The 10,031-nt window shown below is 42.7% G+C and carries 9 protein-coding genes and 1 tRNA gene; 7 read left to right on the forward strand and 3 right to left on the reverse strand.

The features are described from left to right. Positions 1-115 precede the first annotated feature (115 nt). The 3 genes from KJB35_RS12985 (at position 116) to KJB35_RS12995 (ending at position 2,381) form a co-directional block, all read left to right on the forward strand. Positions 116-206 (forward strand) — tRNA-Ser (locus KJB35_RS12985). Between the two features lie 278 nt (positions 207-484). Next, complete coding sequence (locus KJB35_RS12990) at positions 485-1,246, forward strand: hypothetical protein (RefSeq protein WP_005374276.1); 762 nt, start codon at positions 485-487, stop codon at positions 1,244-1,246. A gap of 103 nt (positions 1,247-1,349) precedes the next feature. Beyond that, the gene (locus KJB35_RS12995) at positions 1,350-2,381 is read left to right on the forward strand and encodes a hypothetical protein (RefSeq protein WP_005374275.1); all 1,032 of its coding nucleotides are present in this window, start codon (positions 1,350-1,352) and stop codon (positions 2,379-2,381) included. Between the two features lie 163 nt (positions 2,382-2,544). Here the strand turns inward: KJB35_RS12995 and KJB35_RS13000 are convergent, their stop codons facing one another. Beyond that, positions 2,545-2,901: a YibL family ribosome-associated protein gene (locus KJB35_RS13000; RefSeq protein ID WP_005374274.1), complete on the reverse strand. Its 357-nt coding sequence runs from the start codon at positions 2,899-2,901 to the stop codon at positions 2,545-2,547. Positions 2,902-2,986: 85 nt separating this feature from the next. Next, positions 2,987-3,982, reverse strand: a complete 996-nt coding sequence (locus KJB35_RS13005) for a 2-hydroxyacid dehydrogenase (protein ID WP_054574479.1) — start codon at positions 3,980-3,982, stop codon at positions 2,987-2,989. A gap of 241 nt (positions 3,983-4,223) precedes the next feature. Between KJB35_RS13005 and KJB35_RS13010 the strand changes: the two genes are divergently transcribed. Beyond that, positions 4,224-4,706, forward strand: a complete 483-nt coding sequence (locus KJB35_RS13010; protein WP_054574480.1) for a murein L,D-transpeptidase family protein — start codon at positions 4,224-4,226, stop codon at positions 4,704-4,706. A gap of 35 nt (positions 4,707-4,741) precedes the next feature. On the opposite strand, the gene KJB35_RS13015 is transcribed toward KJB35_RS13010, so the two are convergent. Next, the gene (locus KJB35_RS13015) at positions 4,742-5,452 is read right to left on the reverse strand and encodes a glycerophosphodiester phosphodiesterase family protein (RefSeq protein ID WP_054574481.1); all 711 of its coding nucleotides are present in this window, start codon (positions 5,450-5,452) and stop codon (positions 4,742-4,744) included. Between the two features lie 231 nt (positions 5,453-5,683). Here KJB35_RS13015 and KJB35_RS13020 point away from each other — a divergent pair, with 231 nt between their 5' ends. From KJB35_RS13020 to KJB35_RS13030, 3 genes are all read left to right on the forward strand, one after another. Then, positions 5,684-6,349, forward strand: coding sequence for a response regulator transcription factor (locus KJB35_RS13020; protein WP_005386018.1), 666 nt, complete (start codon positions 5,684-5,686; stop codon positions 6,347-6,349). Continuing rightward, positions 6,349-7,722, forward strand: a complete 1,374-nt coding sequence (locus KJB35_RS13025; RefSeq protein WP_005374264.1) for a sensor histidine kinase — start codon at positions 6,349-6,351, stop codon at positions 7,720-7,722. The genes KJB35_RS13020 and KJB35_RS13025 overlap by 1 nt, the downstream gene beginning before the upstream one ends. Before the next feature lie 207 nt (positions 7,723-7,929). Continuing rightward, positions 7,930-10,023 carry a TonB-dependent siderophore receptor gene (locus KJB35_RS13030; protein ID WP_213871503.1) on the forward strand — a complete coding sequence of 698 codons (2,094 nt, stop codon included), beginning with the start codon at positions 7,930-7,932 and terminating at the stop codon, positions 10,021-10,023. Positions 10,024-10,031: the final 8 nt, after the last annotated feature.

The raw sequence follows: 10,031 nt of genomic DNA on the forward strand, positions 1-10,031 counted from the left end.
TAGAACATCGCCAGGCTTTAAACATCGCTTTCAAGTTCTCTTTAATTGAGATAACTGAAGGCAAAACTAAAAATTAGCATCAATAGTATAAGACTAAGTTTTAGTGACAATTTGTGGAGAGATGGCTGAGTGGTTGAAAGCACCGGTCTTGAAAACCGGCATACGTTAATAGCGTATCTAGGGTTCAAATCCCTATCTCTCCGCCACTTTTAAAAAAAACCGCTGTTCTTACAGCGGTTTTTTTGTATCTGCTGTTTTTTAACCGCTGTTATCGAAACTTCTAATTGATTTTTCTCTAGCTCTTTCTCCAAGTTTTTGCGTACCTACTTTGGGTTTAGTTTACGCAGTAATACCTTCAATCGAAGACATTTCCATACGTCTCATTTGGGCTTCAAATAGAGCTTTCTTAAGTCTCAACGTGGGATGCTTAAACGCATTTTGATAGAGTTCCAGTCTAAATACTGCGGATGCACTTGGAGAAAAAATGAAGCTACTTTACTGGTTAGATGAATGGCAAGCTCTTACTCAACAAGAACAAGAGATGGCTTTACCTATCTCTGGCTACGATTTACTTGATGATGTGTTTGTGAAGTATGAACTCGTCGATCTTAACAAGCCATTGTTGTTTACATTTTCTCCTTCCGGTACTGATGTGCAGGTACAAGATTTAACTCCGGATTTTTCTCCTTGGGGCTACGAGCTCGGAATACAACAACAAGTAAACATTATTGCCTTTCAACATTTAGGACAAAGTAATTGGTTCCGTAGTCGGAATTTGATTTTCTTTCTGGAGCAGCTATCTGAGTTGCTTCATCCCTTCAAATGTCGTTTGGGTTATGGGCAAAGTCGAGGTGGCTTTGCAATTGGCGCGTTCGCTAACTTGCTGAAACTAGAACATCTTTTGTTGTTTTATCCTGTTAGCACTAAAAATAAAGCGTTAGTGCCTTGGGATGATCGGCCGAGTACTGAGCTTGCTCAGCAGTTTGCTTGGGAAAGCGGCTACCATGATCGAGATTTGGGCAATGCCAAAGGTTATATTATTTATGACCCATCCAATCGCATTGATCGTCTTCATGCTGAACGTTATCCAGAGCTTACCCATTTAAAAGTCGTCGGTATGGGACACGGCACTCAATCCACACAATTAGATAAATTAGAATTTTTTAATCTGGTGGCGCAGGAGTTTGTTCGCCATCAAACCTTAGATATTGACCAATTTAATAAGCAAATTCACGCTTTGTTTTAAAAGAGGACTGATATCAGAGTCCCCTGTAACCAGGGGGAGATGATCACACACTAAAAACTAGATTTTTAACACAATTGCTAGGCGCAATTTAGATGGAGGATTAATGAAGTTACTGTACTGGTTGGATGAATGGCTGGCTCTTTCTCGTGAAGAACAGCAAACCAGGCTACCGATGTCCGGGGAGGACTTACTTGATGATGTATTTGTTAAGTATGAGTTTGTCGACCGCAATAAACCGTTGTTGTTCACCTTTTCCCCTGCTGGTACGAATCTACAAGTACAGGACTTACACTCAGACTTTGCGCCTTGGGGTTATCGCTTAGCCCAGAAACAAAAAGTAAATATTATTTCATTTCAGCATCTTGGGAAAAGTAACTGGTTTCGCAGCCGTAATTTGATTTTCTTTCTAGAGCAACTGTCGACTTTACTTGAGCCCTTTGAATGTCGTTTAGGCTATGGACTTAGCCGCGGTGGTTTTGCTATTGGTGCCTTTTCTAATCTATTAAAGTTGGATCAAGTATTGATGTTTCACCCGGTCAGCACAAAAAACAAAGTTTTGGTGCCATGGGATGATAGGCCAAGTACTGAACTTGCCCAACAATTTGATTGGGAAGGAAAGTATCACGACCTCGACCTTGGCGATGCAAAAGGCTATATCATTTATGATCCAACTAATGAAATCGACCGCCTTCACGCCAAACGCTACCCAGAGCTCACTCACTTAAGAGTCTTCGGGATGGGACATGGTACCCACGCGACGTATTTGAATAAATTCGGTTTTTATAAGCAAGTGGCCGTAGACTTTATACGTTATCAGAAGATAGATATAGCGCAGTTTCGTCATCAGACCAAAACGCTGCGCTTAAAAGAAGATTACTATCAGTGCCTTAACAAGGCGAATGCGAGCTCACAGCATCGTTTAAACTTACTGAGCACCGCTCATAATGTACTAATTGAAGAAAAGAAAGAACATGTGAAGGAGCATCAAGCGCAAATCGATATTCAGCCACTTGTTGATATTGCACTTAAGCATGAGTATGACAACCCGCAAGATGCGGTACAGCTTTTGGAAGTCGCTCAGCAGTTGGTTCCGAATGATCCCGTTGTGGAGCACAAGTTGCAGCAACTGTCGTAACGTTGAGATGTAATGCGGACGATATTGGTCGAAATAGGTCAGTGGCTTTTGTCGCTGGCCTTTTTAATAGCTTATGGATTGATATTTCGATGAAATCTAATGAAGCAGTACAAAATAAAAAGCCCAAGCAAATGCTTAGGCTCCATAAATGTTAATGCGAGTTTTAAAACTCTTTTGGCGCAAAGCCTGTCATCACATCAAGGCGAAGTTCTTTACCAACTTTTGTTAATGGGTGAACGATTACTAAGCCGCGTACGCGTTTTTTTAGTTTGCCTATGTCCGCTTGTTCTGCTTTGGTGATTTCACGAGAGAAAGGCATATCAAGTAAGCTTTTACGTTCTTTGTTCAGCTCATAGTTTTGCTTGTGCTTTAACTGGTTAAGCTTTTTGGTCAGCTGTTCTACTTCATCCGTGAACTTTGTAATCATTTCGTGATCACCACGAGAACGTGCCGCATCAAGTTTACGTTGGCATGTATCTAAACGGTTGTGCAGCTTTTGAATATCAGTTTTTATGCTCATGGTAATTTGGCTCAAATTTTAAATAGTCGAGGAGTATAGCATAGCTGAGATCACACGCTCTACTATACTTCTCGATTGTCTGGCTTTAGTTAATCAGTTCATTGCCCGATACGTTACCAGAGAAAAAGGCTTCGACGTTATCAAGCGTCACAGAGGCAATATTATTAAGTGCTTCGTGAGTCAAGAATGCTTGGTGGCCAGTAAACAGCACGTTATGACAAGCCGATAAACGGCGGAAAACATCATCTACAATGACATCGTTAGATTTATCTTGGAAGAATAAGTCTTTTTCATTGTCATACACGTCTAGGCCAAGCGCACCAATCTTACCTTGTTTCAACGCTTCTATCGCCGCTAGTGAATCTAGCAACTCGCCTCGACTGGTGTTAATGATCATTACACCATCTTTCATTTGCGCGAAGGCTTTTTCGTTCAATAAGTGATAGTTTTCTTCACTCATTGGACAATGGAGAGAGATAGCATCCGCATTAGCGTAGATTTCTTCAAGCGAACAGTAACGGGCTCCCATTTCTAGCGCTAATGGGTTTTCGTAGGGGTCGTAGCAAAGCAGCTCCATGCCAAGCCCTTTGAAGATACGCATCGTCGCGATACCAATCTTACCCGTACCAATAACACCAACAGTTTTTCCGTAAAAGTTAAAGCCAACAAGACCCTCTAGCGAGAAGTTGGCGTCACGTGTGCGTTGGTAGGCCTTGTGAAGACGGCGGTTTAGGCACATCATTAAACCAACCGTGTGCTCTGCCACTGCTTCTGGTGAGTAAGCAGGAACTCGAACCACTTGTAAACCTAGTTCTTTGGCTGCTTGTTGATCAACTTTATCAAATCCCGCGCAGCGCATAGCAATAAGTTTGGTCCCGCCCAGAGAAAGCTGTTTAAGGACAGGAGCTGAAAGATCATCATTAACGAACGCACATACAACATCACTGCCGTGCGCCATCTTGGCTGTTTTTTCGGTTAGTCGGAAGTCGTGATAGTGAAATTCAAAATCGCGGTTATTTTTAATTTTATTAAAAGAGGCTTCGTCGTAGGATTTTGCACTAAAAAAAGCAATGTTAATCATGGTTCCCTCTCAAAAAGTACGGACTTTATAAATAAATATGCTTATAAAGTAATGCAACTTAGCCGCAATGAATAGAGAAATCTTCTTTTTGACTTTGTTGTATCAAATAACGATAAGAAGTACGCCTTTCAGCGAGTGCTATCTTACGGTTCCGCATTAGATACTGTTTGCTTTACGAGCATTAACTGACTAGCATTATCGCTCTTTTCTTGTTCACTTTATTAGCTTAGGCGTTACGACAATGTCAGTAAAATGGTTCTCTATGTTCTTGTGTTGTGTGTTTGCTTCGGGCACTCACGCAGCTGTTGACCTCGTTAAAGTCGACAAGTCTAAGCGTCGAATGTATTTGATGGAACAAGGAGCAGTGCTAAAAGAATACCGAATTGCTTTAGGAGCGAACCCGCAAGGACATAAACAAGAAGAGGGAGACAATCGCACGCCGGAGGGCGAGTACACTCTAGATTATGTTATAGAGGACTCTGCTTTTTATCGTTCTGTGCATATCAGTTACCCTGATGCGATTGATACGTTGGAAGCGAGGCGCCGAGGTGTCTCCCCTGGAGGGAACATCAAAATTCATGGCTTAAAAAACGGTGAGAGTCAGTTGCCGATTTACATCCAAAGTTTTGATTGGACTAATGGGTGTATTGCGATTACCAACGAGGAAATGGACGAATTTATCCAGCTCGTCGAGATGGGGACACCAATTCAGATTGAGTGGTAATAAAAGGTCCCCTTTAATGTTCTGGCTCTTATAGGCTATGGCATAAAGCGCTGTGGATGATCACTAAAAATACCGTCTAACTGAGGCAGGTATTTCAGTTTATTTGGATTGTTCACCGTATAGCACATCACTTTGTAACCGGCTTGTTGGAGTTTGTTTATCTGGCGAGTGCGAACCCAGTTAATGTTTAGGTTGCAGCTATAGGCACTAACCTCTTCCAAAAGGCGTTTATCTTTTCTCGTAAAGAATTCACTTAACACACCCAATCGGTAGCCACTGCAGTATTTGTGCATCGCTCTAATGACGTCATGACTAAAGCTGGATAGGAGTACATTCTCTTGCGGCATTGGACTTTTTGCTAACGCATTGGCTAGAGTCTGCGCCACTTCTTCCGCTGGATGGTTGTCTACTTTAACTTCGATATTCAAGTTAAGCTTATTCTCAGTAGCTAAAGTGAGCAGTTCATCTAGTGTCACGATCTTCTCGCCTGAAAAGTCTGTGCTAAACCAACTACCGAAATCTAATGCTTTTAACTCTTCCAGGGTGAGCTCATCAACACGCCCTTGTCCATTGCTGCATCGATTGACGGTATGATCATGGCAAACCACTAAAACATTATCTTTGGTAGGTTGTATATCCACTTCCACCCACGTTAATCCCAGGTCAATGGCTGCTTGAATGCTTATTTTTGTATTCTCAGGGTATGAACCTGCCACGCCACGGTGACCAATTAATAACGTTTCCATTCGCTTTATCTTTTGCTTTGCGGTTGCCAGATTGTACTCGTTTTTTCTATGAAGATATATCTAGGTGCATATTGTTAGGAGCCTTTAGTACAAGTGAACATTAAACTCTAATTAGTACGTTGCTGCTTCTTGGACTGAGTCCTGTGGACTTAAAGCCTTAGAGTGTGTAGTTGTTTAATTGGTAAATGAGTAATAAAATGCGAACCATTTTTATTTGAATGGTGAGTGGTAATGTCACGAGTTTTGATAGTCGATGATGACGTTCCTTTGTGCGAGCTGTTAGAAGCGGTTTTGCAAGAGGAGGGCTACATCGTCTCTTCTGTACATTGCGGTGAAAGTGCGCTGCAATATATGGAAAAAACGCCTGTAGATCTTGTATTGCTTGATGTCATGTTACCAAACCTTAACGGTATGCAAGTTGCTCGTAGGATCTGTCAGCGCTTCGCGACACCTATCCTAATGCTTACCGCTCTCAACGATGAAAACTCGATGCTTGATGGTTACCAAGCGGGGGCCGATCAGTATATCGGAAAGCCCTTTAATGTCGCTGAGCTTCTAATGCGCATCAAAGCGATTCTTCGTCGTGTTGGCTTGGAACGTCAGCGTCAGACGATGTGTAGTACCGTTCAAACGATCAGTGACCAGCTTAATAGCTTACCCCTCACAAGTACGGAAGCTGAACTATTGAGCTACTTGGTAAAAAACCAAGGAGTCGTGATTTCAAAAGCAGAGCTTCAAACCGAAGTGTTAAAGAAAGAGCTGAGTCCTTTTGATCGCAACCTTGATATGCACATCAGTAACATACGTCGCAAGTTAGTTGAAGCGGGGCTTTCCAAGCAACATATCAAAACCTTCCGTGGCAAAGGTTACAGTTATTTAGAGGCTGTAAACCGTTAATGAAGCTCCGGTGTCCACCTTTTATTGCAAAACGTAAAGACAGCTTAGCGTTCAAGTTATTTAGTTGTATGACCGCAATTGTCATTAGCATTTTGGTCGTGCAATCCTTAGCGGAACAAGCTCTGGTGAAAGCCATGTTGAAAGTGCCCGATAGTGTGAGAGAAGAAATGCTAGACCTTGCACATCAAGCCAATGTATTGATTGAGCACGGAGACATGGACGAACTTGCTGACTGGGCAAATGCGCAAAACTTTTATTTATTTGTGTTGAATGAACATCAGCAACCAGTTACGCACCGTCTGATGCATCCGCACTTCGAGTTCAAACTTCAATTTAAGAGAAGCATTGATGATCAACTTGAGGGGAAAGTGAATCGCCCCATCATCAATATTCCTTTAGTTCATGGCAATACTTTAGTGATTCAATTGCCACATCGATTGCACCCTGCAAATGACTTCATTCTGTATTTCTCTATTCTCAAAGTCGTGATTGCAGTGGTTATTTTGGCGCTCTTTTCGCTGCTAATGGCACGTAACTTACAGCAACCATTGGATCGATTGAGAGAAGCAAGCAAAAAGCTATCTAATGGCGATTTTAATGTCAGTGTCGTGAAAGAGCTGAAGTCGAGCACGCGTGAGTTTAACGAGTTAGCGCAAGATTTCGATCACATGACGCAACAGATTCATTCTCTCGCTGAAAAGCAGCGACTGCTTATAAGAGATGTCTCTCACGAATTGAGAACGCCGTTAGCGAGGCAGAATTTGGTTCTGCATCTTTTGCGAAAGCGTGTTGGAGAAAGTGAGCAAAGTCTAGTGACAAGGCTAGAAGATGAAGCAAAAGAGCTAAACCATTTGATCAGCGATATATTGGAGTTCAGTCGCTTGGAAAATGCGCGCTTCGACAAAGCCACGAAACGCTGTGATTTAGAAGTTTTGCTCTCCCCGCAAGTAGAGCGTTGCAAAATAGATTTGAAGTCAGAACAGACGTTGTCTTTCCGCTCAGAAGCTGTATGTGCTAAAGCTTTTTGTGAAGAAACGCTCGTCATTCGTTGTTTGAACAATCTTATTGGTAATGCCATTAAATATTCAGGACAAGCATCTCAGATAGAAGTTTCTCTGGAAAATTATGTCAAAGAAGGGCAGCAGTTCACCATTATGTCAGTATCTGATGATGGGCCTGGTATTCCAGATAACAAGCTGGTCGATATTTTTGATCCGTTTACACGCTTAGATGCTTCTAGAGATAAAAAGCTTGGTGGCTACGGTTTAGGTCTTGCGATTGTCAAAGAATCCATGCGTATTATGGGGGGAGCAGTTACGGCGAAAAACCGTGAGCAAGGTGGTCTGAGGGTTACTTTAGTGTTCAAGCAATAAGTATGATTAAGTCGTAATTTTTGTGATTAATATCACATTATTATAGCGCATCATCAGAGAGTACTTTACAAAAGTTTGCAAATGCAAAGAATGTAAATTTAATGCAAATGGTAATACTTATCACTTATATTCACCCGCGAAATAATTAAGAGGGAATCGCATTCAACAAGTATGTGACCCGAAAAATAATAATCGGAGTGAAAGGATATGTTTACTAAGAGCCATTTGGCGTTAGTGATCGGTGCAGTGTTAGCAACACCTGCAGTGGCGGAAGTTCAAACAGACGAACATGTAGTTGTAGAAGGTCGAGAGTTCGGCTACAAGGCAGATACAAACAGTACAGCAATGCGCATGGAAATGACGCAGCTGGAAACGCCGGGACAAGTAGCGGTTATCGATGAAACGGTAATTGATGAGCAGCGTGCAAGTACACTTGGTGAAGTGCTACGTAACGATGCAAGTGTTAGCGCGGGTGGTACAAGCCGTAACCGCGAACGTTTCTCTCTACGTGGTTTTGAACTTAGCAGTTCAGACGGTTTTCTTCGTGATGGTCGTCAACATTGGTCACACTATCGTCAGCCAATTGAGCTTTTAGAGCGTGTTGAAGTGCTTAAAGGTCCATCAGGTCTGCTATACGGTAAATCTGAGCCGGGTGGCTTGGTAAACATGGTTTCGAAAAAACCAACAACTCAAACACAAGCAAGTTTGAGTCAAGATCTAGGTTCGAATGATCACTCACGCACTGTGCTTGATGTGAGTGGCGCGCTAAATGATGCAGAGACACTGCGAGCGCGCGCAATTTTTGCCAAAGAAAGCTACGGCTCTTGGCGCAGGTACGGTGATGGCACTGAGCCTAAAACAGATCGTACGGTAGCTGGCCTAGTGGTTGAGTACGATATCACAGACAACTTTATGGTATCGGCTCATTACGATCGCACGAAAGACGACGGTAGCGTGGACTCTGGCGCATACATTGTTGATGGCAAAGCGGTTCGCGGTGATAAGTACATTTGGGATGCGCAGTGGTCTGAAATTGATAACGAAGTAGAAAACTACGGTGTCGATATTAATGCGCAAGTCACGGATAACGTGAACGTAAAAGCAGGTTACAACCGCCAAGACTTTAAGCGTTTTGATGTAGAGTCTTACCCTAAGTTTGATCAGTATGAAGAGTTAAATACGATTAAGCATCGAGGCAACGATCGCTCCGATAATTGGGTATTTGATACTGCATATATAGATGTGACGACGGACTTTACTTTGTTCGGTACGGAAAACACGTTGTTAGTGGGCGCTAACTACTTAGATTACAGTTATGATCGCTTTATGGCATTTCATAATGAGGCGAGTATTGCGCCAGGAGAAACGGTGCCTAAGCCTAGCTATCGTAGTTCGAAGAAATCACCAACTGCTGAGTACGATACTTGGGGTATCTACGCGCAAAATATGATGACGATTAATGATTACTGGCAAGTGCTTGCAGGTGTTCGTTATGACGAAAAGCGTGATGATGAACTGACCGAAAACCAGGTTTCTCCAAAATTTGGTGTCATTTTCCACCCATCGACGAATGGCTCGGTTTACGTTCAGTATTCTGAAAGCTTCATGCCTCAAGGTGAAGTCAGCAACGGTAGTCGTACCTACATCAATGAAGGTGAGAAACTCGACGCTGAGCGTGGTATCTCTTATGAAATCGGTACGAAGTGGGAACTGTTTGATCAGCGTTTATTTGTATCTGGTGCTGTGTTTGATATCACGTTAGAGAACATCTCGCTGGATGTTGAAAGCGGCAAAGACGCGGGCGGCAATCTCCTACACAAGAAAACGCAAGGTGGTGAGCAAGTTCACAAAGGCGCTGAGTTAATGGCTCAAGGTTTTGTGACCCCAGAGTTGTCGCTAACCGCTTCTGCAATGTATTTGGATGCAGAGCTTAAGAAGGCAGAAAGATATGAAGGTAACCGCCCTGTAGACGTGCCAGAGTTCTCGGCAAGTCTATGGTCTAGCTACAAGGTTCAAGACAACACTAACTTAAACCTTGGTTTGATTTATGAAGGTGATCGCTACGGTGATGCAAAGAACACCTTCAAGAAAGATGGCTACGCTCGCGTTGATATGGGCGTGTCATACAAACATAAGTACGATGAAAACTTGGATATTATTGCTCGATTCAATGTCGAAAACTTATTCGATACCGACTACTTCGCAGGTGGTGGTAGCACGAATGGCGAGCAAAAAGGTGCGAGTGGGGTTGTGGTTGGAGAAAGCCGCAACTACATGGCAACAATCCAGTTCAAGTACTGATAACAATT

The organism is Vibrio sp. D431a, assembly GCF_030248655.1.
Classification (GTDB): domain Bacteria; phylum Pseudomonadota; class Gammaproteobacteria; order Enterobacterales; family Vibrionaceae; genus Vibrio; species Vibrio alginolyticus.